Annotated in this window: 22 protein-coding genes and 2 tRNA genes; 18 read left to right on the top strand and 6 right to left on the bottom strand. The window is 68.3% G+C overall.

Features of this window, described 5'->3' with window-relative positions; genetic code table 11:
- Positions 1 to 84 precede the first annotated feature (84 nt).
- The 10 genes from OHA72_RS17385 (at position 85) to qcrB (ending at position 9,827) form a co-directional block, all read left to right on the top strand.
- On the top strand, positions 85 to 1,464 hold the full coding sequence (locus OHA72_RS17385; protein ID WP_327008860.1) for a UDP-glucose dehydrogenase family protein: 1,380 nt from the start codon (positions 85 to 87) through the stop codon (positions 1,462 to 1,464).
- Positions 1,465 to 1,478: 14 nt separating this feature from the next.
- Entirely contained in the window at positions 1,479 to 2,096 is a 618-nt protein-coding gene (locus OHA72_RS17380) for a DUF899 domain-containing protein (RefSeq protein ID WP_327008859.1), read from the top strand.
- A 32-nt stretch (positions 2,097 to 2,128) separates the two neighbouring features.
- Positions 2,129 to 2,644: a hypothetical protein gene (locus tag OHA72_RS17375; RefSeq protein WP_327008858.1), complete on the top strand. Its 516-nt coding sequence runs from the start codon at positions 2,129 to 2,131 to the stop codon at positions 2,642 to 2,644.
- Between the two features lie 54 nt (positions 2,645 to 2,698).
- On the top strand, positions 2,699 to 3,457 hold the full coding sequence (locus OHA72_RS17370; protein ID WP_327008857.1) for a DUF6928 family protein: 759 nt from the start codon (positions 2,699 to 2,701) through the stop codon (positions 3,455 to 3,457).
- 12 nt (positions 3,458 to 3,469) lie between these two features.
- On the top strand, positions 3,470 to 3,640 hold the full coding sequence (locus tag OHA72_RS17365) for a hypothetical protein (RefSeq protein ID WP_327008856.1): 171 nt from the start codon (positions 3,470 to 3,472) through the stop codon (positions 3,638 to 3,640).
- Between the two features lie 89 nt (positions 3,641 to 3,729).
- Positions 3,730 to 4,656, top strand: a complete 927-nt coding sequence (locus OHA72_RS17360) for a carbohydrate binding domain-containing protein (protein WP_327008855.1) — start codon at positions 3,730 to 3,732, stop codon at positions 4,654 to 4,656.
- Positions 4,657 to 4,783: 127 nt separating this feature from the next.
- Positions 4,784 to 6,178, top strand: coding sequence for a non-reducing end alpha-L-arabinofuranosidase family hydrolase (locus OHA72_RS17355; protein WP_442788598.1), 1,395 nt, complete (start codon positions 4,784 to 4,786; stop codon positions 6,176 to 6,178).
- Positions 6,179 to 6,441: 263 nt separating this feature from the next.
- On the top strand, positions 6,442 to 7,176 hold the full coding sequence (locus OHA72_RS17350) for a GNAT family N-acetyltransferase (protein WP_327008854.1): 735 nt from the start codon (positions 6,442 to 6,444) through the stop codon (positions 7,174 to 7,176).
- Positions 7,176 to 7,400, top strand: a complete 225-nt coding sequence (gene infA / locus OHA72_RS17345) for a translation initiation factor IF-1 (RefSeq protein ID WP_203847703.1) — start codon at positions 7,176 to 7,178, stop codon at positions 7,398 to 7,400. The genes OHA72_RS17350 and infA overlap by 1 nt, the downstream gene beginning before the upstream one ends.
- An 801-nt stretch (positions 7,401 to 8,201) precedes the next feature.
- On the top strand, positions 8,202 to 9,827 hold the full coding sequence (gene qcrB, locus OHA72_RS17340; protein WP_327008853.1) for a cytochrome bc1 complex cytochrome b subunit: 1,626 nt from the start codon (positions 8,202 to 8,204) through the stop codon (positions 9,825 to 9,827).
- Positions 9,828 to 10,619: 792 nt separating this feature from the next.
- On the opposite strand, the gene OHA72_RS17335 is transcribed toward qcrB, so the two are convergent.
- Positions 10,620 to 10,742: a hypothetical protein gene (locus OHA72_RS17335; RefSeq protein ID WP_327008852.1), complete on the bottom strand. Its 123-nt coding sequence runs from the start codon at positions 10,740 to 10,742 to the stop codon at positions 10,620 to 10,622.
- A 579-nt stretch (positions 10,743 to 11,321) separates the two neighbouring features.
- On the opposite strand from OHA72_RS17335, the gene OHA72_RS17330 reads away from it, so the two are divergent.
- The 7 genes from OHA72_RS17330 (at position 11,322) to OHA72_RS17300 (ending at position 19,363) form a co-directional block, all read left to right on the top strand.
- Entirely contained in the window at positions 11,322 to 13,325 is a 2,004-nt protein-coding gene (locus OHA72_RS17330; protein ID WP_327008851.1) for a peptidoglycan DD-metalloendopeptidase family protein, read from the top strand.
- A 412-nt stretch (positions 13,326 to 13,737) separates the two neighbouring features.
- Positions 13,738 to 13,944 carry a type II toxin-antitoxin system VapB family antitoxin gene (locus OHA72_RS17325; protein ID WP_327008850.1) on the top strand — a complete coding sequence of 69 codons (207 nt, stop codon included), beginning with the start codon at positions 13,738 to 13,740 and terminating at the stop codon, positions 13,942 to 13,944.
- A complete protein-coding gene (locus OHA72_RS17320) occupies positions 13,941 to 14,360 on the top strand; it encodes a PIN domain-containing protein (protein ID WP_327008849.1) in 420 nt (139 codons plus the stop codon). The genes OHA72_RS17325 and OHA72_RS17320 overlap by 4 nt, the downstream gene beginning before the upstream one ends.
- A gap of 115 nt (positions 14,361 to 14,475) precedes the next feature.
- Positions 14,476 to 15,111 (top strand): AfsR/SARP family transcriptional regulator, encoded by a 636-nt coding sequence (locus OHA72_RS17315; RefSeq protein WP_327008848.1) that lies wholly within the window; start codon positions 14,476 to 14,478, stop codon positions 15,109 to 15,111.
- Between the two features lie 599 nt (positions 15,112 to 15,710).
- Entirely contained in the window at positions 15,711 to 16,469 is a 759-nt protein-coding gene (locus OHA72_RS17310; RefSeq protein WP_442788597.1) for a tyrosine-type recombinase/integrase, read from the top strand.
- 851 nt (positions 16,470 to 17,320) lie between these two features.
- A complete protein-coding gene (locus OHA72_RS17305) occupies positions 17,321 to 18,460 on the top strand; it encodes an AI-2E family transporter (RefSeq protein ID WP_327008846.1) in 1,140 nt (379 codons plus the stop codon).
- A 126-nt stretch (positions 18,461 to 18,586) separates the two neighbouring features.
- Positions 18,587 to 19,363 carry a CPCC family cysteine-rich protein gene (locus OHA72_RS17300; RefSeq protein ID WP_327008845.1) on the top strand — a complete coding sequence of 259 codons (777 nt, stop codon included), beginning with the start codon at positions 18,587 to 18,589 and terminating at the stop codon, positions 19,361 to 19,363.
- Between the two features lie 756 nt (positions 19,364 to 20,119).
- On the opposite strand, the gene OHA72_RS17295 is transcribed toward OHA72_RS17300, so the two are convergent.
- Both OHA72_RS17295 and OHA72_RS17290 read right to left on the bottom strand, forming a co-directional pair.
- A tRNA-Ile gene (locus tag OHA72_RS17295) sits at positions 20,120 to 20,193 on the bottom strand.
- Positions 20,194 to 20,285: 92 nt separating this feature from the next.
- Positions 20,286 to 20,358, bottom strand: a tRNA-Asn gene (locus OHA72_RS17290).
- A 230-nt stretch (positions 20,359 to 20,588) separates the two neighbouring features.
- Here OHA72_RS17290 and OHA72_RS17285 point away from each other — a divergent pair.
- A complete protein-coding gene (locus tag OHA72_RS17285) occupies positions 20,589 to 20,927 on the top strand; it encodes a hypothetical protein (RefSeq protein WP_327008844.1) in 339 nt (112 codons plus the stop codon).
- A 67-nt stretch (positions 20,928 to 20,994) separates the two neighbouring features.
- On the opposite strand, the gene OHA72_RS17280 is transcribed toward OHA72_RS17285, so the two are convergent.
- The 3 genes from OHA72_RS17280 to xylA all read right to left on the bottom strand — a co-directional run bounded on the left by OHA72_RS17280 (position 20,995) and on the right by xylA (position 25,278).
- The gene (locus tag OHA72_RS17280) at positions 20,995 to 22,002 is read right to left on the bottom strand and encodes a sugar phosphate isomerase/epimerase family protein (protein WP_327008843.1); all 1,008 of its coding nucleotides are present in this window, start codon (positions 22,000 to 22,002) and stop codon (positions 20,995 to 20,997) included.
- A 359-nt stretch (positions 22,003 to 22,361) separates the two neighbouring features.
- Entirely contained in the window at positions 22,362 to 23,912 is a 1,551-nt protein-coding gene (locus OHA72_RS17275; protein ID WP_327008842.1) for a ThuA domain-containing protein, read from the bottom strand.
- Between the two features lie 187 nt (positions 23,913 to 24,099).
- Positions 24,100 to 25,278 (bottom strand): xylose isomerase, encoded by a 1,179-nt coding sequence (xylA, locus tag OHA72_RS17270; RefSeq protein ID WP_327008841.1) that lies wholly within the window; start codon positions 25,276 to 25,278, stop codon positions 24,100 to 24,102.
- Positions 25,279 to 25,345: the final 67 nt, after the last annotated feature.

Raw genomic sequence — 25,345 nt, 5'->3', positions numbered from 1 at the left:
CGGACTGCCCGCCGTGCCGGGTCTGCCCTGGTTCGCCCGCATCGGTCGGGACGGCCGCAGGTCACGGCTGTGTATCATCGCCCGGTGAAGGTATGCGTCGTGGGAACGGGTTACGTCGGCCTCACCACCGGCATCTGCCTGGCCTATCTCGGTCACGAGGTCACGTGTGTCGACCTCAACCAGGAGAAGGTCGACCTGCTGCGCGGGGGGCGTTCGCCGATCTACGAGCCGTTCCTGGACGAGCTCATGCACGAGGCGGCGCACAACCTGACCTTTACGACCGACTACGCCGAGGGCGTCCCCGGCGCCGAGGTCGTGTTCGTCGCCGTGCAGACGCCGTCGCTGCCGGACGGGCAGCCCGACCTGCGGTATCTGCGCATGGCCGCGGAGCGCATCGGCACGACGATCGACGGCGAGTTCACCGTCGTGGTCAACAAGTCGACGGTGCCGATCGGCAGCGGCAACTGGGTCGAGTCGATCCTGCGGGAGTCGTTCGAGCAGTTCCACTCGCGGCGGGCCGCGGGCGAGTTCGCGGTCGCGTCCAACCCGGAGTTCCTGCGCGAGGGTTCGGCGATCCACGACACGCTGTATCCGGACCGGATCGTCATCGGCTCGGACAACCCGCGCAGCCTCGACGTGCTCAACCGGCTCTACCGGGCGGTGCTCAACCAGTCGTTCACGGCGCCGACGTTCCTGCCGCGGCCCGAGGAGGTCGGCGCGGTGCCGCTGGTGTCGACGGACCTCGCGTCGGCCGAGCTGATCAAGTATGCGGCCAACGCGTTCCTGGCCCTGAAGATCAGCTACATCAACGAGATCGGCAAGCTCGCCAACAAGGTCGGCGCCGACATCAACCAGGTCGCCCGGGGCACCGGGCTGGACGCGCGGATCGGTTCACGGTTCCTGCAGCCCGGGGTCGGCTGGGGCGGGTCCTGCTTCGGCAAGGACACCGCGGCGCTGATCGCGACCGCCGCCGAGTACAGCTACGACATGCCGATCGTGTCCGCCGCCCGCGTGGTCAACCAGCGCCAGCGCGAGGAGGCCGTCAACAAGCTCCTCGACGAGCTGCGCATCCTCAAGGGACGCAAGATCGGCCTGCTGGGCCTGGCGTTCAAGCCCAACACCGACGACCTGCGCGACTCACCCGCGATCGACATCGCCCGGCTGATGATCGCCCGTGGCGCCCGGGTCAAGCTGCACGACCCGATCGCCGCCGAACGCTTCCGGGTCGAGGAGCCGGAGCTCGCGGCGAGCCTGTGCGCCGGCGTCGACGAGGTCTTCGACGACAGCGACGCCGTCGTGCTCGTCACCGAGTGGCCGCAATACCTGGAGCTCGACTGGGGCAAGTACGTCGGCCTGATGCGCACCCCGGTCGTCCTCGACGGCCGCAACGTGCTCGACCCGCAGCGACTGAGCCGGCTCGGCTACACGTATCTCACGATCGCCGGACGCCCCGTCGGCCTGTGAGGCAGGATCGGCGGATGGAGCATCCGACGATCGTCTCAGCGCAGCAATGGCAGGCGGCCCGCGACGAGCTGCTGCGGGCCGAGAAGGAGGCCACCCGGACGCAGGACGCCCTGGCCGCGCGCCGCCGGCGGCTGCCGATGGTGCGCTTCGACGGCTCGTACACCTTCGACACCCCGCACGGCGAGCGGAGCCTGCCCGACCTGTTCGACGGGCGCCCCCAGCTGGTCACCTATCAGTTCATGGACAACGGGCCCGACCACTACTGCCCCGGCTGCACGTACCTCACCGACAACGTCCCGGCCAGGGCGCCCGAGGTCCTCGCCGAACGCGGGGTCACCTGGGTGACGGTGTCGGACATGCCGCTGGCGCAGATCGAGGCCTACAAGGCGCAGCGCGGGTGGACCTTGCCGTTCGTGTCGTCGCGGGGCACCACGTTCGCCGCGGACTGCGGCGCCGGCGGCGGGTTCGTCCTGACGGCGTTCCTCCGCGACGGCGACGCCGTCTACAAGACCTACTCGACGACCTCCCGCGGCGTCGACCGGTTGAACTTCGTCACCAACATCCGGGACCTCACCGTGTACGGCCGCCAGGAGGACTGGGAGGATTCCCCGGACGGCTGGCCGAAGATCTAGCGACGGCCCCTTGTTGCGGAGCGTGAAGTCGGATGGGCACCTCGTACGGGGCGGGCATCGTGCACATGGTCGCGGAGGCCGACATGGTCGAGGGCGACCCCACCGGCGAGGCGGTCATCGCCTGGCTGCTGGAGATCGCCGCGATCGGCCTGAGCCGCCGCTTCCGGGACTTCGTCGGCGACCGGGTCGCGGAGTTCACCAACGACGACGGGCACGTCGCGTGGCGGTGGCTGCCGGACGACGAGGCCGCGCCGATCCTGGAGGCCGGCCCCTCCTTCGGCGACACCAGGGACGAGTGGCCGGCCGCCATGGACCACGACCTGTTCATCCCCAACTGCACCACCGACCGGGCCGGCAACGTGGAGGCGGACGGCTCGCCGCTGGACCGCTGGTTCTACACCCCGGTCGAGCCCGTCATCACCGGCATGCACCACGTGCTCGACGAGATCGACAGCGGCGACTACGACGGCGACCGCGAGACGGTCGTGGAACTCCTCGGCCACCTCGACTTCTGCCGCACGCACCACCTGTTCATGGTCGTCGCCTGACGTGCCGGTCCCCGATAGGGTGCGCTGACGGCTGGTGCTGCGGGGAGGCAAGGCGTGGGCGCGAAGACGGGCATCCTGGCGTTCTGGGACGGCGACCTGGTAGGGCGGCTGCGGCGCCGGCCGGTCGCGGACGCCGGTCTCACCCGGGCCCTGGTCGAGCGGATCCTTCCCGGCTATCGCGTCGAGCCGATCGACGGCTGCCCGCTCGACGAGGCGACCTACCCGCCGGACGACATCATGTACGCGTTGAGCGTCCCCGGGCTGGACATCGCCTGCGATCAGCGGCTCATGCACCTGCAGCCGTCCGAGCTGCCCGGGCACCTGCTGCGCCTCGGTGACGGCCGCCACGGCGCGCTGCACGCGATGCATTCCGTCTCCGATTACCTCACGTACGCCACGTGGGCCGGCGGGGTCCTGACGCGCTCGCTCAGCCTCTCCCCCGACGGCGGCATCGTCGAGAACATCGGCGAGCCGTTGCCGTTCGAGGCGACGTACTGGGCCGGCGAGCACCCCGTCGAGCACGTCCCCGGCTGGCCGGTCGAGGGCCCCTACCCGCTGCCGTTCCATCCGCTCGACCTGGGCGAGGACGCGCTGCGCCACCTGTACGGCTTCATCCTCGAAGGCCGGCACCTCGATGATGACGTGCCGGCCCGCGAGATCGGGCTGCTCGGCTTCCGGGTGACCGACCCCACCGGCGCCGAGCAGGCGCGGCGCGAGGCGACCTACCGGGAGGCCCTCGCGAAGATGGGCCGTCCCCGCACGTTCCGGTACACGGCCGACGGCACCCTGGTCGAAATCACGCCCACGCGGTGAGGACAGGTACCGATGGCAGCTGCACTGCCCGCCTACGCGGTTCCCGGCGTCGAGTCGTCGGACGGCACCGGCGACCCGCGCAGGGTCAGCTACCTGGTCGGCCGGCTCGCCGCACTGCCCGTGGTCGCCGCCGCGCTCGCCGGTACCCCGGAGGTCCTGCCGGCGACCTGCTCCGCGGCATAGCCATGCATTGACATGCGTGGTTTAGAAAGCTTTCCTTACAGAACCGCGGTCGACTCCAGGCCGATCCGGTTCGCAGGAAGGAGCACGGCGTGCGCCGGCTGACCACTCTCGCCGTCGTGGCTGCCCTCGTCGGCGCGAGCGCCGCACCATCGGGGGCCGCCGCGGCCGTACCGCCGCCACCGCCGGAAATCAATCTGCTGGCGAACCCAGGGTTCGAGTCGGCGGTCTACGGCCGGCCGCTCGCCAGATGGACCTGCGCCGCGGACGCGACCACCACGTGGGGCGGGCACTCCGGCCAGTACTCGCTGACCGGCACCCCGACGCCGGCGTCGACCGCCGAATGCGCGCAGGTGGTGCCGGTGCGGCCCGGTTCCTCCTACACGCTGTCCGGCTGGGTCCGCGGCGGGTACGCCTTCCTCGGCACCGAGCACGGCGGGACCTGGTCGCCGCCGAGCGGTCAATGGACCCGGCTGTCGGTGGCCTTCAGCACCGGCCCGGCGACGACGAGCGTCCGCGTGTACGTGCACGGCTGGTACGCCCAGGCGGCGTTCAGCGCCGACGACCTCACGCTCTCCGGCCCGGACAGCAGCAGCACCGTCCCGGCCCCGCCGGCCGACCTGGCACCGTCCGAGACCTGCTCGGACTCACGACGGCACCTCCTTCATTCCCCGTTGCCACTTTTACCGTGGAGACCGCTCACATCCACGTCCTGCGATGCTGCCAAAGGCGGGCAGAAACACTCAACCGAAACGGCGGAGGATCTGTTTCGAAATAGTCCGGACCAAATGCGCATGCGCGCCGACCTCACAGCCATGTGCGTCATAACAATTCTTCCATGCAAATCGATGTACCTGGATTATCTGAAGCCCGGACAGGGCACTTCGAAACTGTATGCGGAAACTTTCAGCACCGGACAGGGATCGATCACGGCGTTACCGCGGGGATTCCGGCACGGCCCGCACGGCATTTTCCGAGCCAGGAGCGCCACATTTCGGTGCCGGGTCATTCCGCAGTGAAGGACCATCAGAACGGGGCTCATTGACGCGTCGAATGTGATCGATCACAGTTGGCCTCTTCCGCCCGCTCGACGGGCGGGAACGTCACGAGACGCGTATCCCGACGCCTGTCCCCACGGAGGATCCGATGCAATCTCCTCACACCCGGTACCGGGTGTTGGCCGCCACGGCGGCCGGCCTCACCATGGCCGGGGCCGTCGCGGTGCTGAACACGACCACCGCGCAGGCGGCGAGCGGCTGCCGCGTCGACTACGCCATCGCCAGCTCGTGGCCCGGCGGCTTCAACGCCAACGTGACCGTCACCAACTACGGCGACCCCGTCAACGGCTGGAACCTCACCTGGTCGTTCGGCTCGGGGCAGACCGTCACCCAGCTGTGGAGCGGCTCCTACACGCAGTCCGGCGCCCAGGTCACCGTCACCAACGCCGGCTACAACGGCAGCATCCCGAGCAACGGCACCGCGTCCTTCGGGTTCAACGGCTCCTGGAACGGCTCGAACCCGGTGCCCACCAACTTCGCGCTCAACGGCACCAGCTGCAACGGCCCGGTCGGCAACACGTCGAGCCCGCCGAGCAGCCCGCCGAGCAGCCCCAGCGCCTCCACCAGCTCCAACCCGGCGTGCACGCTTCCCTCCACATACCGCTGGACGTCGACGGGCTCGCTGGCCAACCCGAAGTCGGGCTGGGTGTCGCTGAAGGACTTCACCACCGTCGTGCACAACGGCAAGCACCTGGTGTACGCGTCCAACGTGTCGGGCTCCACGTACGGCTCCATGAACTTCAGCCTCTTCAGCGACTGGTCCGGCATGGCCTCGGCAAGCCAGAACGGGATGAGCCAGGCCGCCGTGGCGCCGACCCTGTTCTACTTCGCCCCGAAGAACATCTGGGTGCTGGCGTACCAGTGGGGCGCCTGGCCGTTCATCTACCGGACCTCCAGCGACCCGACCAACCCCAACGGATGGTCCTCGCCGCAGCCGCTGTTCACCGGCAGCATCTCCGGCTCCGGCACCGGCCCGATCGACCAGACACTGATCGCCGACGGCCAGAACATGTACCTGTTCTTCGCCGGCGACAACGGCAAGATCTACCGCGCCAGCATGCCGATCGGGAACTTCCCGGGCAGCTTCGGCTCGAACTACACCACGATCATGAGCGACTCGACCGCCAACCTGTTCGAGGCGGTCCAGGTGTACAAGGTGCAGGGCCAGAACCAGTACCTCATGATCGTCGAGGCGATGGGCAGCCAGGGACGCTACTTCCGCTCGTTCACGTCCTCCAGCCTGAGCGGCTCGTGGACGCCGAACGCCGCCAGTGAGAGCAACCCCTTCGCCGGCAAGGCCAACAGCGGCGCCACCTGGACCAACGACATCAGCCACGGCGACCTGGTCCGGACCAACCCCGACCAGACCATGACCGTCGACCCGTGCAACCTGCAGCTGCTGTACCAGGGCAAGGACCCCAGCGCGGGCGGCGCCTACGACCAGCTGCCGTGGCGCCCGGGCCTGCTGACCCTGCGCCGCTGACCTTCCGGCCCGGCCGCCGCACGGACCTCCGGGCGTGGATCGTGTCCTTCGTGGCCACGATCCACGCCCGCCTGAGATCGTTTAATCGCTGGACGGGCGGCGGGCGGCGGCGGTACCGTCCCGGCGACCGTGGTCCGGACTGAGGAGGTGAGCACCGTGAACCTGGTAGCGATGTGGGTGCTCCCCATTCCCGTCACGGTCGGGCGACTGCGGTAGGTGCCGCCCGGGAGCGTCCCCTTGGGATCTCCCGAAAGGTGACACCGATGAACACACTCGTCATCACACGCGTCGCCGAGCGGCAGTGGCATGCCCTCGACGACGACCTCGTGGTCGGCCGCGGCGACGCCTCGCCCCGCCCGGACGGCCGCCTGTTCCTGAGCGTCGACGCCTGGCACGACGACGTCTTCGCCCGCCTCGCCGGGGCCATGCTGGCCGCCCTGCCGCGGCCGCTGTACACCGTCGTGGACGAGGCCGACCTGGACCTGCGAACCCGGTGGGTGCAGGCCGGCCTGACCACCCGCCGGCGCGAGTGGGAGTACGTCATGCCGAGCGGCGGCCACGGTGCGCCACCACCGCCGGGTCTGACACTCCTACCCATCGGCACCGCCGACCTGGACCCGCTGCGCGACCTGGACCACACGATCCGCGCCGAGATCGAGGCCACGATCGGCTGGGACCAGTTGCCGGCTGCGGTACTGTCCCGCCCGCTCGACCCCGCCCCGTACGCGGTCGCCGCCTCGCTCGGCACCTACGTCGGCCTGGCCCGGCTGGCCCTGCTGCCGAGGCACACGAGGATCGGCCTCATCGCGGTCCGGTCCGACCACCGCCGCCGCGGCATCGCCCGCGCCCTGCTCGCGGAGATCCTGGCGGCCACCCGGGCCCGCGGCGTCGGCACGGTCTCCGCGGACGTCCACGAGGCCAACACCGCGGCCATCGCCCTCTTCGAGACCGCCGGCGCCCACCGCACCGGCAGCAACCTCGAGCTGGTGATCCGCTGATGCCCAAGGCCACCGACGGCATCCAGCTCGAAGGCACCGTCCTGGAGTGCCTGCGCGACGCCAAGTTCCGCGTCGAGCTCCCCAACGGCCACATCGTCCTGGCCCACATCAGCGGCAAGATCCGCAAGAACTACATCAAGATCCTGCCCTTCGACCGCGTGCTGGTCGAACTCAGCCAGTACGACCTGACGAGAGGCCGAATCCTCTTCCGCTACCGCAACTAGCCCACAAGACGCGACGGCGCCGTCCCGGTCTTCGCTCCGCGCCTTCGACAGTTCTGCGGTCCGCGCACCGCAGAACTGTCGAAGGACCGCGCCGGGCCGAGGACGGTCTGCGGGGGCGCGGGTGGAACGAAGCTCCCCCACCGGGAGCACGGCGAAGCCGTGCGCGAGGAATCCACCGCCGAAGGCGAGCGCCCCGGAGGGCAAGCGAGCAGGGTCGACCCAGGTCGGTGGGTCAGAGTCATCACCATGCGGACCTGGCTCATGTTGTAGTCGGTGACCCGCTGCCACTGCGTCTTCGCAGGTCAGGTGGGCGGGGTGAGGCCCGATGACACACGAACCAAGTGCTCTGGATGCCGTACTTGCCCCGGATGCTTGATCTTGTAGGTGCGATGGACCGTTGACGGCCGCGGTGGGGCAGTGCTCAACCACCTCCGCGAGGAGCTTCAGCGCGGCCGACCTCGTAGAATGTATGTAGCCGGGGTTGCATTTTCGATCACGGGAGGTGCGCCGTGGTAGACCCGCACCAGCCCCAAAACGAACCCCCAAGGCCCGACGCAGGAGCGATCGCAGCCTGGCAAGCGGGGATATTGAACGCCGCCGGGTGGCGGCTACTGGTGTGGTTTGTCATGGCGATTGCGGCGTTGTGGCTGCTCGAGCAGTCCGGCGTCCTCGGGGTTTGATGCCGGCGTCACCGCTTGTGGCCATGCTCAGGCGGGGCTCACGTCCCAGTCCGCTGGAGCGTACGCAAGCCCCGAAAGGGACTACAAAAGTTGCGGCCAGACCAGCCCTCGGGGAGCGGTCATGAAACGGCGTAAGACCGACGTCCGGGCCCTGCCGGCCAAGTCCGCCCGGGCGCTCGACGAGCGGTTCCAGGCGGCCACCCCGCTGCGGCGGCTGATGAACAAGGTCTTCCCAGACCACTGGTCCTTCCTGCTGGGTGAGATCGCGCTCTACTCGTTCATCGTGCTGCTGCTCAGCGGTACCTTTCTTGGGCTGTTCTTCGACCCGTCGATGCGCGAGGTCGTCTATGAGGGCAGCTATCCCCCGTTGCGCGGCGTGGAGATGTCCCAGGCGTACAACAGCACGCTGCAGATCTCGTTCGACGTGCGCGGCGGCCTGTTCATACGGCAGATGCACCACTGGGCCGCGCTGCTGTTCGTGGCCGCGATCGTGGTGCACATGTTCCGCGCGTTCTTCACCGGCGCGTTCCGCAAACCGCGCGAGGCCAACTGGATCGTCGGCACGCTGCTGTTCTGGATGGCCTTCCTGGAGGGCTTCGCCGGTTACTCGCTGCCCGACGACGCGCTGTCCGGCACCGGCCTGCGCATCGCGAGCGCGATCATGCTGTCAATCCCGATCGTCGGCACCTGGGTGACCACGTCGCTGTTCGGCGGCGAGTTCCCCGGCGAGGTCATCCTCGACCGCCTGTACATCGTCCACGTGCTGCTCGTCCCCGGCGCGCTGCTCGGCCTCATCAGCGTGCACATGGGCCTGCTGGTCAAGCAGAAGCACACCCAGTGGCCCGGCCCCGGCCGCACCAACACCAACGTGGTCGGCGTGCGCATGTTCCCCGGCTTCGCGGCCAAGGCCGGCGGCTTCTTCATGATCGTGTTCGCCATAATGGCTGCGCTGGCCGGCCTCTTCCAGATCAACCCGATCTGGCTGTTCGGCCCGTACAGGGCGGCTGTGGTCTCGGCGGCAAGCCAGCCCGACTGGTACGTCATGTTCCTCGACGGCGCGGCCCGTCTCTTCCCGGCGTGGGAGATTCGGTTCCACTTGTTCGGTAACGGCTACACCCTCCCGCCGATCTTCTGGCCCACGGTTGTGCTGCCCGGTCTCCTGGCGATGTTGCCGATGTTCTATCCGTTCATCGAGCAGCGGTTCTCGAGGGACAAGGCTGTCCACAACCTGCTGCAGCGCCCGCGGGACAACCCGTCCCGCACCGCGCTCGGGGCCATGGCCATCGCCTTCTACATGGTCCTGCTGGTCTCCGGCGGCAACGACGTGGTGGCCGACAAGCTCAGCATCAGCCTCAACGCGATCGTCTGGGCGGGGCGTATCGGCATCCTGATCCTGCCGCCGCTGGCCTACTACCTGGCGTACCGGATCGCGCTGGGCCTGCAGCAGCACGATCGCGAGGTGCTGGTCCACGGCATCGAGACCGGCATCATCCAGCGCCTGCCGGACGGCCGCTTCGTTGAGATCCACCAGCCGCTCCCGGTGGCCGGCGACGGGCGGGGCGCCGAGGAGGAGCACGGCCCAGAGTACGCCGGCTGGGTGGTGCCGAAGAAGATGAACCGCGTCGGCGCGCTCGCCCCGCCGGTGAGGGGCTTCTGGTTCCCGATCGAGAAGGCCGCCCCGCCGAAGTCGGCCCGGCGCGAACCCGAAGAGCGCGAGGAGATCACCACGGGCCACAAGGTCGAGTAACGGGAGCTACGAGCAACACGCCCGATGAACCCGAGTCATCGTCTGGCCGAGTTCGGACGAGCCGCGAGCCGCCGGGTGTCTTTCAAGAGCGCATCGTCTGGCCCGGCGTGGCGTCCCGGCCGGACGGGCTTACGGCGCCGACGCTTGCGCCGGGCGCCGCTTGCACGCCGAGCCGGGTGACCGCGTCCGGCGCTCGTCGCACCGGCTCTGACCTGCACTTCGTGTGGAGCGCACGATGCACCAGCCGAACCGGTCGATCAACGGCAAAGGCCGGCCACTCAGCGCCAGCCGTTGCGACAGGATGGCGCTGCGACGGTCTTGAGGGGGTGTGGGTGGAGCGAAGCTCCCCCACCGGGGAGCAGCCGAAGGCTGCGCGGGGAATCCAACGACCGCCGGCGAGTGGTCCCGAAGAGACCGCGAGCAGGGTCAACCCCGGTTGGTGGAGCGCACGACGCACCATACGAACCGGTCGATCAACATCCAAGGCCACCCACTCACCACCGACACCCCCAGCAACCGCCGCGACAGGAGCACCCCGGGACGGGTTTGAGGGGGTGTGGGTGGATCGAAGCTCCCCCACTGGGGAGCACGGCGAAGCCGTGCGCGGGGATTCCACGGACCCCGGCGAGCGCGGTCCCGAAGGGCCACGCGAGCAGGGTCAGCCCAGGTCCGTGGAGCGCACGATGCGCCACGCGAACCGCACGATCCTGATCACCGACGCGGCTGCACCTGGTCGGACCAGCACGGCGATCCCCGGCACCGAGCAAGCGCTCCGGCGGTAAGCGTGCTTCCTCAGCGGGAGACAGCCCGGATGAGCGCCGTGATGATCGAGAAGAACCCTTTGATGACCGCGATCGTCAGGCTGAACACCCCAGACACGATTGCAATGACGATGTCCACCGCTTCGACCTCCACGACCTCCGACCCACCACCAACTGGCACGGCCACAGATGAACCTGACGGACAACCGATGCACGCAGGTCGTGACAGCGGCACAAGGTCTTGAGGGGTGTGGGTGGAGCGAAGCTCCCTGGGGAGCGCGGCGACGCCGGGCGCGAGAAATCCACCGACCCGGTCAGCGGCAACGGAACCAGAAATCGTTGCTGACGGCTCGCTTTCCCTGGCCCGAAAGCAGAACCCGGCCGTTGACGTGCGCGCCGGCATCGCAGGGCGACGCACCGCCTCCGCACGATCATCACCGGCGCGGCGACCCGACACTGTACACAAAGGCGCTGCACGATCTGTCCCGCATACCCCGGACGTTGCCGTCTCCGACATTTCCTGGTCGTGAACGGGTGGTGACGGCCATCTGATCATCAGCTGTCCGTGACTGTTCGGACGTGCTGATCCGAATACCGACAGTGATTCGATGTCTCGGGTAGAGAACCCGCTTCCTCTTCCCGTTACGACGTATGAAGGGCCATTGACATGGCAGCGCGTCGAAAATTGCGAATTCTGCTCGGTATTGCACTGGCCGCCGCAACGCTCCCTATCGTGGCGCTCGCCCCGAGCCCGGCCTCGGCGGCCGTCGCCGGCGTGCCGGACTGGTTCCCGCTGCGCGGTGACCACCTCATCGGCTGCTCGTACCTCAGCCCCGACGGCAATGCCGGCGGGCGCGCGATATGTGGCGGGACCTACCATCCGAACTGGGCCATCGACATCAAGGGCAGCATCGGAGAAGCCGTCTACTCCACCGGAAAAGGCACGGTCTACCAGGTCGAGAGAAACCAGGGCAGCAACTGTAACCCCGCCGATCATCCAACCTTCAACGATTGTCCGAACGGCTCCAAGGGAAACTACGTTCTCATTGATCATGGCGGCGGCGTCTTCAGCTACTACGGGCACCTGCAGTCGGTGGCGGTGGACAAAGGCAAGGATGTCGACGAGAACACGCCCATCGGCGCGGTCGGCATCAGCGGCTGGACCACCCCGTCGTTTCCGCATCTGCATTTCGAGCGCCGGCCGGGCGCGTTCGCCAAGTCGGTCGACCCAGGCCCGCTGAAGGCCTGCCACGGCTCGAAGCTGGTCACGTACCCGCAGGAGTTCGGCGCCGGAATGGCGAGCTGGCAGGGACTGCCGGGGCACAAGTTCACCGCGACGAGCAACGGCACCGCGTGCGCGGCCGCGCCCGGCGGTGGCACCGGTAAGCCGAAGGTCGACCTGGTCTTCGCGATCGACACGACTGGCAGCATGGACCCGTACATCGCGGGCGTCCAGGCATCGGCCCGGCTCATCACCGCGGGCCTGTTCAGCAAGGCCGACGCGCGGGTGGCACTGGTGGACTACAAGGATCTCCACGCCGAATGTCCGAGCGACGGCTATGCCGCCCGGGTGGACCTACCCTTCTCGACCGACCCGGCAGCCTTCGACACAGCGGTGAACAAGCTGACCGCCAACGGCGGCTGCGACACCCCGGAGTCGGTCTATTCCGGTCTCATGGCCGCTATCCACCTGCCGTGGCGCGACGGCGGCAAGAAGGCAATCATCTTGATGGGAGACGCGCCGCCGCACAACCCGGAGCCGGTCACCGGGCTGACGCTCGCGGCGGTCACCGCGGCGGCCAAGGCCGTCGACCCGGCGACGATCTACGCCATCAACATCAACGGCGCGGCGTCGCCCTACTTCGACGATCTCGCGGCGCAGAACGACGGCCAGGTGTACGTCGCGGAGGACCCGAGTACCGCAGTCGACCAGATCACGGACGCCATCACCGCCATCACCACGCTGATCGCGGACGCTGGCGGCCCGTACCGCGGCGCCGTCGGCGAGCCAGTCACGTTCGACGCCAGCGCCTCGACCGCGACGGGCGCCGCGATCGCCCAGTATCAGTGGGATTTCAACGGCGACAACATCTACGACGAAACGACGACGCTGCCGACCATCAGCCACGTCTTCACGGCTCCCTATTCGGGCGCCGTCGGCGTGCGAATCACGACGGACGGGGCGAAGCCGCAGAGCGCGACCGCGAGCGCACCGACGGAGATCCTCGTGCCGACGACCACCAAATACACCGGGCCCCGCGAGGGCGTCATCGGCGAGCAGTTGGACCTGCGGGCGGTCCTGACCGACCCGAGCGGGGCGCCGATCGCCGGCGCGCCGATCACCTTCACTGTCGGCGCGCAGTCATGCACCGGCACGACGAACGGCACCGGCCAGGCCGAGTGCAAGCTCGTGCTGACACAGGCGGCCGGCGACTACACGGTGGCAGCCAACGCCAAGCCCGCCGGGCATTATCTGCCGAGCAGCATGGCGGAGGACCTCAAGCTCTCGGGTGCCGGCGGCACCCCGACCGCCACCCCCACCGGCGCGAGCCCGTCGCCGTCCGCAACGACGACGCCCGCGAGCACCGCAACGCCGGGATCAGGTGCCCCCCTTCCCGTGACCGGCGTCGCGCTGGGCGGGATGGTGCTGGCCGGGTCGGGCCTGGTCGGTGCCGGCGCCTTCCTGTTGCTGCTGGCGCGCCGCCGACGCAACGCCGGACGCCCGGCGCAGCCATAGTGGGGGCCCATCCTCAGCGCCCCGGGCGGCACGAGACCGCCCGGGGCGCGATGATGTCCGGGTGAGATGCGCACACGACCACACCAGTGGTTGCAAGCGACTCAGCCATCGTGTACAGCGACAAGCTCTCCGTAGACCACCTCGGTGATGCATTGGACGGCGGAGAGAGACAGCAGGCGGTGACGGCCACCGACCCGCGGCGAGCAAACCCGAACTGCGCGCGAGCAGGGTCGACCCAGGTCGGTGGAGCGCACGATTTACCATACGAACCGCGCGATCATGGTTGCCGGTCATACGATTACGGGACTTGAGGTTCAGAGACTCTCAGGCGCCTTGCCACGGCGATCGGGCCCAACAGGTCCGCTCACGGAGGCCATATATACAGAGCCGTGGTCCTGATATCATCGATGACATGAGAACCATCATCGACGTAGACGACAACCTGCTCGAGGCCGCGCAAATCGAGTTGGGGACGGCGACCAAGAAGGACACCGTCAACGAAGCACTTCGGTATGTTGCCGAGCGCAGGGATCGTTCGCGTGCTGTCCTTGACGATCCCTTCCTCCTTGGCGGATCAGACCTGGCCGATCCTGAGGTGATGCGCGGCGCTCGGCGGTGACTACGTTGTACCTAGCCGACACCTCGGCCTACACGATCGCACGCCGGTCGCCCGCGGCAGAGGCGCGCCTGAGGTCGCTAGCGGCGGACGGAGTCCTTGCTACATTTGTCACGATTGACCTTGAACTGGGTTACTCGGCCCGCACTCCAGCCGAGCACCAGGGAGTGTTCCGCGTGCGCGGCCAACTCGTCCAGTTGGCCGCGCTCGATGAGATCGCTCTGCGTGCACGCGAAGTCCAGGCATTGATGGCAACCCGAAGTCAGCATCGAGCCGCGGGCGTAGTTGACCTACTCACCGCCGCAGCCGCCGAGCATTACGGCGCTTCCGTCCTGCACTACGACGCCGACTTCGATCACATCGCTGCGGTAACAGGGCAGCTTGTCGACTGGATTACCCCGAAAGCCTCCGGGCAGTAACACATTCCGGTCGCGGCCCGCTGTGGAGGCGCACATGGCGACTTACCCACGAATGCCGGCGAGGACCCACGAACGCGATTCGGACGTGCGGCCTGACAATATACCGTGGCCAGCGGTGGAACCGACTCACCGCCTGCTAGTTCGGGTATTGGGCCAGCTGACGGTGTTCCGCCCACACCCAGACGGAAACTACGACGTCGTGGCAATTCGCCGGTCGGCAAGTCAGAAGATCCTGCTTCTACTCGCCCTGCACCGAGAAGGACTCCACAGCGCCGACCTCAAAGAATCCATCTGGCCAGATGTACAGTGCCGCGCGGCCCACCGACGATTTCTTACCAGCCTTTCGGAATTGCGCCGAATTCTCAACACGGCAGCCGGGATGCCGGTGCTCCGACAGGGCGGTGACGCAAACGCCTCAAGAGGAGCTCGGTACTGGCTCGGAGCAAAAACTGTGCAGGTTGATTTGTGGCAGCTGCGGGACCTGATCGGTACAGCCGCAAGCACTGTCCAACTGTCGTCGCGGCTCGCGTTACTCCGCGCGGCGGCCAGCCTGCCAATGCCGGACTTTGCGGCCGTATGGGACCAAGAATGGATTAGCGATGCTCGCAGTGACGTCATCCACTCCCTACTTGGCTTGTACCGCGATCTCGCCGACTCGGAGATCGACCCAGGCATCAGGGTCACATGGCTGCTCGAGGCGTCATCCCTCGCGCCGGCCGACGATGTTCTGCACGGACGCCCCTCGGCCTGAACGTGCTCGCAGATCGCGACAACGGGATGCTTCCAGGAGGTGACAACGCCCCAAAACGCGCCCCCGCATCGCCACGGCACGGATGCTGCGGCCACCAAAATGATCACTGGGGTGCTCTCAACGAGATTGCGGTAGGCGGCAATATCCGAAGTGGGTGAGGTGCACAGCTGCGGCGACGATGTCGCCGAGTGCGCGGCCGGGGGTCTCGGCGAGGCTGTTGGTATCGAAGAAAAGTTCGCCGTCGAGGATGACGTGCGACCAGCCATCGGAGGCAACCCCAGCGTGGCGCGTCGTGCAGGGTGGGCGCCTAGGGGTGCCAGGACCGCGACGCCCCCGGCAACGTTACGGTAGGCAGTTGCCGGGACACGACGAACCCGGCCTCGAGGATGGTCTGGTCCTCGCCCTTGGGAAACCTTCGCCGACACGGAGAGCACCAGCACTCATCGATGCCGTTGTCCGTTGGGGGCGCTGGATGCGCCAGGACGCCGATCCGTTCACGGTCGTGGTGCTGGCCGAGTCCCTCTGGGCGGACGATCGCAGCACGCTCTGTCGGTGGCAACCGAAGGACCTGCGTGAGGCCCTGCGACTGATATCCCCGCATGCTGAGCACGGCCGCTGGAAGAGAAGCCGGCGTTGCTGTCCGGCATGCACGGAACCACGCGTTCCCCACCTTCGGCCCACGGCGGATCGGCAGCATCACGGCGGCTGATCTGGGCCGGTTCGTGGAAAGCCTGTACACGACCGCCAACGGCAAGCCGCGTGCCGCGAGCGGGATCGAGCGGATCATGTACCCCGCGCGCGCCGTCTTCGCCTACGCATTGGACGAGGGTTACATCACCCGCAACCCGGCGCGGAAGGTCGCCAACCCAGAACCGGACGCGCTCGGGCAGGAGCCGTTTGAGGGCATCGCGCTGACGCCGCAACAGATCCAGGCGATAGCGACCGAGTGCGGCAAGAAGCACGAGCACGGCGACCTCGTGGTCTGGTTCGTGGCGCTGACCGGCGTCCGGGCGGGAGAGCTAGCGCGGGTAGACCTCGCGGACCTCAACACCCTCCATCGCTTCCTGACCGTGCGGGGCACCAAGAGTCGCCGCAGCCGGGACAGGCGGGTGGACTACAGCTCCGCGCTGACCACGAGGCTCCAGCCGTACCTCGACGCGCACCCCAACGCCACCCCCACCGCGCCACTGTTCTGCGGGCGGGACAACAACGCCCGGCCAGACCCCAACCGCCGGTTCGATCCGGGGACGTTCTACAAGCGGGTGTTCAAACCGGCCGCCATCAAGCTGGGTCTCCCCACGGTCCGGTTCCACGACCTCCGCCACACGGCCGGTAGCTGGTGGATCGAGGCGGCATAAGCCTGGAGACCGTGAGCGCGCGGCTTGGCCACGCGGACATCAACTTCACCCGCCGGACCTACATCCACCTGAGCGAAGCGGCCACCGACCCCACTCCGTCCCCGGCACAGTCTTGAGGGGTGCGGGTAGAGCGAAACGACCCTGTGCAAGACCCACATGATGGAGCTGGTGGATCACCGTGCGCGGGCGACCAACGATCCATCGGGTATTGAGCGAGCACGCTCCGGCGGGGTGGGCGGCTGGCACGAACTGTCGTACCCGGTGACTAGGCTGACCAAAGAACAACCCGCAAACAGTTGCCCACAGCGGCGGCAACCGAGGTGCCCGACGAGCGGATCCCCGAAAGGACGCGCGAGCAGGATGTGCCCAAGCCCGGGCTGCAGATGCGCCTGTCGGCTCAGGGAGGCGACCCCCGGACCCGAGATGGCGCACCAGCAGAGCAAGGTGACCAACCCGTGCGCCCCGACGATCGAAGCGACCAGCTTCAACCGAAGCGACACGCCCCGCCCGGAACGGTCTTGAGGGGGCGTGGGTGGAGCGAAGCTCCCCCACTGGGGAGCACGGGCGGAGCCCGTGCGCGGAGAATCCCACCGACCCGTGGCGAGCCGGACCGAAGGTCCGGCGAGCAGGGTCGACCCAGGTCGGTGGAGCGGACGATGCACCATGCGAACCGCGCCGTGACGCTCGCCGGTGCCGCGTTGTCAGTCGATGTGATCGGCCGGTGCTGTCTGTAGCAGCCACCCCAGCGGCATCTTGCCCGCTCCTGATACGTCCCATTGTCGCTGCTGGCACGCGCCATGGGGTGCTGTTTGCGGAACGATCTGGAGGGTAGCGCGGCCCTCGTGGCGGGTGTGGACAATCGGACAGTCGCGCGGTACACGATGGTCGTCGTCGCGCTGGTGCTGACCGCCGCACTGCTGTTGTCACTCGTGTACGAGGTGCGCCAGGCGATCACCTGGATCGTCATCGCGGGTTTCTTCGCCGTGGCGCTGGACCCGGCGGTCACCTGGCTGGAGAGCAGGGCACGGTGGTGCAGGCGCTGGCTGGCGACCCTCATCGTCTTCGTGGTGGCGTTCGCGCTCACCGGCGGCCTCATCGCGGTCATGGTCATCCCCCTGGTCCGGGAGGGCACCCAGCTCGCCACCGATCTGCCCAAGGCGTTGGCCGACATCCGTACGGGCCGCGGGCCGATCGGTGGCCTCGCCGAGCGCTTCCACGTGATCGAGTACGTCCGCAGCCACACCGACCAGATCCGCGGATACCTGTCCGGGCTGGGCTCGTCGACCCTCGCCCTGCTCCGCAGTACGGCGACCGGGATCGCCGGCACCGTCACGATCTTCGTGCTGTCCTACCTCATGGTGCTGGAGGCACCGAAGGTCGTCGACGGTTTCCTGGCCCTGTTCGACGCCCGGCGCGCCGACCGCATCCGCCGGGTCGGCCGCGACTGTGCCAGGACGGTCACCGGGTACATCACCGGGAACCTGCTCATCAGCGTCATCTGCGGCCTGCTCACATTCCTCGTCCTCACGGTGCTGGGGGTGCCGTTCGCCGGCCTGATCGCGTTGTTCGTCGCGCTGGCGGACCTGATCCCGCTCGTCGGTGCGACCCTGGGCGCGGTCGTCGGCGTCGTCGCGGCCTTCACCGAGTCGGTGATCGCCGGCGTGATCACCCTGGTGTTCTTCATCGTGTACCAACAGCTGGAGAACCACCTCCTGCAACCGTTCATCTTCTCCCGCACGGTGCAGCTCAACCCGTTGACCGTCCTGGTGGCGATCCTGCTCGCGGTGGAACTCGCCGGCCTCCTCGGCGCGCTGCTCGCCATCCCCGTCGCCGGCATCATCCAGATCATCGCCCGCGACACCTGGGACACCCACAAGGGACGGCCGAAGGCCGAACCGACCGTCGGCCCCGAGCAGCAACCCGCCTCGGCCGAGTTGCCGGATGAGCGTCGATCCTCGTCGGTCGGCCGGAGCGGAGCGGAGGACGCATGACCGGTCCGGGAGCTTCGATCCCAGCCACAGACACCACTGCGTAATGCCGTGATCAATACGGCTGACGTCATGCACGATTGACAGATGCCTCCCGCATACCCTTGCGCGTGTTGCGGTTACCGATCTTTGACGGAACCGCCGGGATCGCGTGAAATCTGCCCGGTGTGCTGGTGGGAAGACGACGTCTACCAGCTGCGTTGGCCGTACCGGGCGCAAGGTGCGAACAAGCCCTCATTGATCGACGCGCAGCGCAACTTCGTGACGTACGGTTCCTGCGACGAGCAGAGACCGGCCGAGGACCGAGCCGATCCAGCCGACTACGACCGGGAGCCGTACTGGCGGCCCATCGACCCGAATCGGGACCGGTTTGAGCCGGCAGGTGGCCATCTCGCGGCGTGGCCCGACGATCGGACCGTCCTGTACTGGTGGCGCAGACGTCCGGGCCGCGCCTGGTGGGATGACGTGCCGACCGTCAACTTCGCCGTGAGTCCAGAAGGTGATACCGACGCCGCCGCCTTCGCAGCTGCCGTCGATGCCGTCGCTTCCGTGGCACCGCCTGCCGATCCGGACAACCTCTCAGGCATGTCGATCGACTTCGACTACTACCTGTGGCGGTGCTCTTCGATTCGTAAGGTGACTGTGACCACCACACCGGACCCTGGCAGACAGCTCACCGCCGTCTGTGTCGCTGAGCCGGCGGCGTCACCTGCACGCGTGGCGTACGAGATCAAGGAAACCTGGCTGCGCGACCTGCGCTACCACTACTGGGAGGCCCACTGGCTACGCGTTACGGCAACCTCCGTCGAACTCGACGTCGCAACTTGCGTTGACGAAGACGGTTACTACATCACCGGGCTGATCGTCGTACGGTGGTCATCCACCCGTGATCCTGGCGATCCCTGAGGGTCGGTTCGCGCAGTGCATCGTCCGCTCAGCACGAACGCGCAGGTGAGCGCACCGATGGAGCGCACGACGCACCACGCGAACCGGTCGATCAACGTCGAAGGCCAACCACTCACGACAGCCACGTCCAGCAACCGACACGACAGGCCCAGCCCGCGACGCTTTTGAGGGGGTGTGGGTGGAGCGCAGCTCCCCCACTGGGGAGCACGGCGAAGCCGTGCGCGGGGAATGACAGGCGCCCCGGCGAGCGGGTTCCCGAAGGGACCCGCGATCAGGGAGCGCCCAAGCCTGTGGAGCGCACGATGCACCATGCGAACCAGTCGATCAATGTCGAAGGTCAACCGCTCACCACAGCCACACTCAGCAACCGACCCGACAAGCCCAGCCCGCGACGCTCTTGAGGGGGTGTGGGTGGAGCGCAGCTCCCCCACTGGGGAGCACGGCGAAGCCGTGCGCGGGGAATGACAGGCGCCCCGGCGAGCGGGTTCCCGAAGGGACCCGCGATCAGGGAGCGCCCAAGCCTGTGGAGCGCACGATGCACCATGCGAACCAGTCGATCAATGTCGAAGGTCAACCGCTCACCACAGCCACACTCAGCAACCGACCCGACAAGCCCAGCCCGCGACGCTCTTGAGGGGGTGTGGGTGGAGCGCAGCTCCCCCACTGGGGAGCACGGCGAAGCCGTGCGCGGAGAATCCACGGACCCCCGGCGAGCGAGGCCCGAAGGGCCGCGCGAGCAGGGTGAGCCCAGGTCCGTGGGGCGGGCGGGACTCGAACCCGCGACCGAGGGATTATGAGTCCCCTGCTCTAACCCGCTGAGCTACCGCCCCGAGCGTCGCAAGCTTACCGACCTGCGCAACCGGGACGCCGCCCGGAAAGGGGTCCGGGCGCTAAAATGGCCCCGGTAAGGGGCCGTTTGGAGCTCCCGCGATAGGACTCGAACCTATAACCTGCCGGTTAACAGCCGGCTGCTCTGCCAATTGAGCTACGCGGGATTGCAGCGCCCCCGGCGAATCAGGGCGACCGGGAAAGAGTACAGCACGGACCCGGGGGTCGCGCCAGCGGGTTGCGCCCGGCGCGGCGGAGACCATCCCATCGTGTGCCAGATCTCTGCAAACGGGCACATGATCGATGTGTCGCAACGACGATGGACGGGTAACTCATGGGCAGACGGCGCTGACAACGTAACGATGACGGGGCGCCGCTCAGAAGGAGGTTCGTCGCTATGCGCGGCAAGCTACTGTTCCTCGGCGGACTGGCCGCGGGCTTTGTGCTCGGTGCCCGGGCCGGTCGGGAGAAGTACGAAGAGCTCAAGGCTACTGCCCTGAAGATCAAGGAGAGCCCGACGGTGCAGGAAGCCGCCGGGGTCGTCCAGGAGCAGGCGACGCGGCTCTACAGCGAGGGCAAGACCAAGGTGACCGACAAGCTGGCCAACAGCCGGTTCGCTGAGAGCGACCTCGGCCAGCGGCTCATCGGCACGCAGGAGACGCCCGCGATCGAGCGGGACGTGCTGGCGACGACGGGACCGTCGAAGACGACACCCAGCGGCGGCACCAGCTTCTAGGACACGCACGAAAGCTCAGAAGGCCGGCCCGTCACCGGGCCGGCCTTCTGTATGAAGCGGGAGAGCGTCAGGACGAGGACGAGAACGCGGCGTCGAACGCGGCCGCGGGAGCGTCGAACGCGAGCCGGCGCACGAACGCGAGGGCCTCGGGGGCGCCGATGAGCCGGTCCATGCCGGCGTCTTCCCACTCGATGGAGATCGGCCCGCTGTACCCGATGGCGTTCAGGGCGCGGAAGCAGTCCTCCCAGGGCACGTCGCCGTGGCCGGTGGAGACGAAGTCCCAGCCGCGGCGCATGTCGGCCCAGGGCAGGTGGGAGGCGAGCCGGCCGCGGCGGCCGTCGCCGGTGCGGACCTTCGCGTCCTTGCAGTCGACGTGGTAGATCCGGTCGGCGAAGTCGAAGATGAAGTTCACCGGGTCGAGTTCCTGCCACACGAAGTGCGACGGGTCCCAGTTGAGGCCGAACGCGGGCCGGTTGCCGATCGCCTCGAGGGTGCGCTTGGTGGTCCAGTAGTCGTAGGCGATCTCGCTGGGGTGCACCTCGTGCGCGAAGCGGACGCCGACCTCGTCGAAGACGTCGAGGATCGGGTTCCACCGGTCGGCGAAGTCCTGGTAGCCGTCCTCGATCATCTGCGGCGGCACCGGCGGGAACATGGCCAGGGTGTGCCAGATCGACGAGCCGGTGAAGCCGATGACGGTGTCGACGCCGAGCTTGCGGGCGGCGCGGGCGGTGTCCTTGATCTCGTCGGCGGCCCGCTGGCGCACGCCTTCCGGGGAACCGTCGCCCCAGATGCGGGCGGGCAGGATGCCCTGGTGGCGCTGGTCGATCGGGTGGTCGCAGACGGCCTGGCCGACCAGGTGGTTGGAGATCGCGAAGACCTTCAGGTTGTGCTTGGCCAGGGTCTCCAGCTTGCGGTCCACGTAGGACTCGTCGGAGATTGCCTTGTCGACCTCGAAGTGGTCGCCCCAGCAGGCGATCTCGAGGCCGTCGTAGCCCCATTCGGAGGCCAGCCGGCAGACCTCCTCGAAGGGCAGGTCGGCCCACTGGCCGGTGAACAGCGTGATCGGACGCGCCATGAGTGTTCCTCCGATGTAACGGCGGTGATGAGGGCGCGAGGGAGGGACCTGAAAGTGGCCTATGAACGCAACAACGGCGCGGGTGGGTTGCGCCTCCCACCCGCACCTGTCCAAGGGCCGACCAGGTGCAACGTCCAGTCTAAGAACCAGGCGATGCCAGTACAACAGCCAAAAAAGGCGACCCGTCCGCCCGGATCGCACCTGCCCGGCCACGGGGGGAGTCGGCGTCACCACCCGGGGACGTTGTGGCAGGTGCTGTGGTGCATCCGAGCGGACGGGGCCCGGACGGCGGGGCCGGTCGGCGTCGCGACCCCGCCACCCGTCTGTCCAGCCGTGGGCGGCAGGCCCACGGCTGAAGTTCAGGCGTTGAACAACGTGAACTCGTCGACGTCGAAGAGGGATCCGCTGCCGCCACGGAACACGAGGTAGAGGCTGGTGGAGGCGTTGGTGCTCAGCGGGACCGCCGCGGTGCGGAACGTGTCCCAGCTGCCGGTGTTGGCGACCGCGACGCTGCCGAGCAGTGCGCCGGTCGCCGAGCCGGCCCGGAACTCGATCGTGCCGCCGGCACCGGCCGAGGACCACTTGACCCGGACGCCGGCCGCGCTGGACAGCGTGAGACCGGTGTACGCGGCCCAGTCGTTGTTGTCGATGAAGCCGGCGGTCTGCCCACCGGTGGCGGTGCCGTGCGCGGCGACCTGCAGGCCGCTGTTGGAGGACCATGCCTCGCCCTGGCGGGTGGTGGCGGCGCGGGTCAGGGTGATCTGGTCGAGGTCGAACAGGGAGCTGCCGGTGCCCTTGAACACCAGGTACAGCGTGGTGTTCGTGCTGGTCGCCAGCGGCGTGAACACGTCGCGGAAGGTGTCCCAGCTGCCGGTGTTGGCGACCGCGACGCTCCCGAGCAGGGTTCCGGTGGTGCTGCCGGCGCGCAGTTCGACGGTACCGCCGGCGCCTGCCGACGAGGTGCGCACCGTGACGCCGGTGACGTTGGCGAGGTTGACGCCGTTGAACGCGATCCAGTCGTTGTTGTCGATGTAGCCGGCCGTCTTGCCGCCGACGGCGGGCGTGTGGTTCGCGACCTGGACGCCGCCGGTGGAGGACCACGCCTCGCCCTGGTAGACGCTGCCGGACGGTGCGACCGGTGCGGCGCAGTTGCCGTCGACGCGTTTCGCGGTGTACCGGATGGCGCCCAGCAGCAGGTTCCTGAAGTTCGCGTCGGCGTAGCTCTCCTCGGTGTGGCCGAAGCCGGTGTAGAACGACCGTCCGCTGTCGATGGTCTTGCACCAGGTGATCGGGTGGTCGCCGCTCATCGTGCCACCCGAGTACGACGACTCGTTCAGCGAGGCAAGCACGTGTGCCGTGGCCCGCGGGTTGGTCTGGTAGTTGTACCACTCGTCGGTGCGGGTCCAGGTGGCGCCGAGGTGGGCCGTGGCCGGGTGGCTGCGGTCCTCGACGTTCACGCTCGCCTGCTGGATCGCCGGGTGCGAGGCGAACCAGGCACCGACCAGCGTGCCGTAGAACGGCCAGCTGTACTCGGTGTCGGCCGCCGCGTGCACGCCGACGTACCCGCCGCCGCCGCGGATGTAGGACTCGAAGGCGGTCTGCTGGGCGTCGTTGAGCACGTCACCGGTCGTCGACATGAACACCACCGACTGGTACTGGGCCAGGTTGGCGGTGGTGAACGCGGCGGCGTCCTCGGTGGCGGTGACGGTGAAGTTGTTGGCGGCACCGAGCGACTGGACGGCCGCGATGCCGGTGCCGATCGACGAGTGGCGGAAGCCGGCGGTCTTGGAGAAGACGAGGACCTTGTACGGGGCGTCGGCGGCGCTGGCGGGCGCCGGGCTGAGTGAGGCTGCGGCGAGCAGGCCCGCCGTAGCGGCGGCGAACCATCTCCGGGCTGAGCGTGTGGGCATGACAGTTCCTTCACGATGGGCGTGAGCGCGCGCCGTCGCGCCGTCATGATGTCGTCTGCAGTTGTGCCTGTCCGCCGGCGCGGCACTCGCGTGCCGCGCCGGCCTGACAGACCTTCCCCCACCTGCGTCCCCGGCCGCGGGGCGCAACCGCGGCCGGGCCCTCGCTGCCGGCGGGGGAAAGCTTCGTCTACCCCCTGATTCCCAGGAGGTGTTCCATGGCCAGCTGGTCGAGGCGTTCGAAGGCCATCCCGCGGGCGGCCACCACGTCGACGTCGATCTCCTCGGTCCGCAGCGTCGCCAGGGACTCCCCCGGCATCAGCGTCGGCACCGACAGTTCGTCGACACGGGCCGCCGCGAGCGCCGCCGAGACCTCGGGGTCGTCGCGGAACGTCCGGACCTTGTCCTTGAGGATCAGGTAGTTGCGCATGCATGCCGCTGCGGTGACCCACACCCCGGCGGCGTCTTCGGTACGTGGTGGCTTGTAGTCGAAGTGGCGGGGGCCGGCGTACGCCGTCGGGTAGCCGGAGCTGTTCTCCAGCACGTCGACGGTCCAGAACGCCCCGCGCAGGTTGCCGGCGCCGAAACGCAGGTCCTGGTCGAAGCGCGGGCCGTGCTGGCCGTTGAGGTCGATGTGGAACAGCTTGCCGTGCCACAACGCCTGGGCGATGCCGTGGGCGAAGTTGAGCCCCGCCATCTCCTCGTGCCCGACCTCCGGGTTGAGCCCCACCCGCGACGGCTCATCCAGGGTCGAGATCAGGGCGAGCGCGTGACCGATCGTCGGCAGCAGGATGTCGCCGCGGGGCTCGTTCGGCTTCGGTTCGATCGCGAGGCGGATGTCGTAGCCGCGCTCCCGGATGTACGCACACAGCGCGTTGATCGCCTCACGGTACCGGTCCAGGGCGGCCCGCATCTGTTTGCCCGCACCGGATTCGGCGCCCTCTCGACCGCCCCACAGCACGTAGGTCGGCGCGCCGAGCTCGGCGGCCAGGTCGATGTTGCGCAGGACCTTCTGCAGGGCGAAGCGGCGGACGGCACGGTCGTTGGCGGTGAACGCGCCGTCCTTGAAGATGGGGTGCCCGAACAGGTTCGTGGTCGCCATCGACACCACCAGGCCACTGGTGTCGAGGGCCTCGCGGAAACGGCCGATCAGCTTGTCGCGGACCGTGTCGTCGCTGCCGAACGGGATCAGGTCGTCGTCGTGGAAGCTCACCCCGTACGCCCCCAGCTCCGCCAGCCGGTGCACGGACTCGACCGGGTCGAGCGCCGCACGCGACGCCGATCCGAAGACGTCCTGGGCCTGCCAGCCCACGGTCCAGAGTCCGAACGAGAACCGGTCGGCGGGGGTGGGGGCGTAGGGATCGTTCATTCCGTCGCCTCCGCTGCGCTCCAGCGCCGGCCTGAACCACACCTGCCACATGATGAGCGGCCCGAGC

Origin of the sequence: Dactylosporangium sp. NBC_01737, from assembly GCF_035963215.1 — a bacterium.
GTDB lineage: Bacteria > Actinomycetota > Actinomycetes > Mycobacteriales > Micromonosporaceae > Dactylosporangium.
Note: the sequence above shows the minus strand (reverse complement) of the source record. Positions and strands in the feature narration are given on the sequence as shown.